Consider the following 592-nt stretch of genomic DNA (forward strand, 5'->3'; position numbering starts at 1 on the left):
CCTCGGCACCGCCATCGCCGGCCGCACCGACGAGGCCCTGGACGACCTGGTCGGCTTCTTCGTCAACACCCTCGTCCTGCGCACCGACGTCTCCGGCGACCCCACCTTCCGCGAACTCCTCGACCGGGTAAGGCTGTCCGACCTCGACGCCTACGCCCACCAGGAACTCCCCTTCGAACGCATCGTCGAAGCCCTCAACCCCACCCGCTCCACCGCCCGCCACCCCCTCTTCCAGACACCGGATCGCCAAGTTCGACCTCACCTTCTTCGTGGCGGAGGACCCGTCCGGTGGCCTGCGCTGGGACATCGAGTACGCCACCGACCTCTTCGACCGCACCACCGTCGAAGAGGTGGGCCGACGGCTGCTGCGCCTCCTGACCGCCCTCGCTGCAGACCCCGACGCCCCCGTCGGCCAGGCCGACCTCCTCACCCCCGAGGAGCGGGAGCGCATCCTCGGCGAGTGGTCCGGCGTCGCGCGGGGCGGCTCCGACGGGCGCTCCGTGCAGGCCGTGTTCGAGGAGCAGGTACGGGTCAGCCCCCAGGCCGACGCGCTGGTACAGGGCGAAGAACGCGTCACCTACGAGGAGTTGAA

Annotated in this window: 1 pseudogene; it reads left to right on the top strand. The window is 70.6% G+C overall.

Features of this window, described 5'->3' with window-relative positions:
* Positions 1–470 (top strand): annotated as a pseudogene (locus IF30_RS46180) (condensation domain-containing protein); the annotation flags it as partial.
* Between the last annotated feature and the right edge of the window lie 122 nt (positions 471–592).

The organism is Streptomyces sp. NRRL S-350 (assembly GCF_000719705.1).
Taxonomy (GTDB): Bacteria; Actinomycetota; Actinomycetes; order Streptomycetales; family Streptomycetaceae; genus Kitasatospora.